Source organism: Aminobacter sp. MET-1 (assembly GCF_026521175.1).
Taxonomy (GTDB): Bacteria; Pseudomonadota; Alphaproteobacteria; order Rhizobiales; family Rhizobiaceae; genus Aminobacter.
Map to the genome: position 1 here is coordinate 1 of NZ_JAMSHL010000146.1, position 252 is coordinate 252.

Sequence of the window (252 nt, forward strand, 5' to 3'; positions counted from 1 at the left end):
GGCTGAGTTTTGCGCTGTCGGCAGCCGTTATTACTTTCTTTGCTGCACGCATGGCCGAAGAGCTGCGACGTCAAGAAGAGTTACGGGCGTTGCGTCGTGAAGAAGGGTTACGCGATAAACAACTGCTGGCTGTGGCGACCCAGGCAGCGGGCGCGGCCCACGAGTTGGGTACGCCTTTGTCGACCATGAGCGTACTGCTTAAGGAAATGCGACGCGAACACCCGGATCCCGAATTGCAGGATGACCTGAGCG

The 252-nt window shown here is 58.3% G+C and carries 1 pseudogene; it reads left to right on the forward strand.

Annotated features, from left to right (window positions below):
* Window positions 1-252, forward strand: a pseudogene (locus NDO48_RS29390) (sensor histidine kinase); the annotation flags it as partial.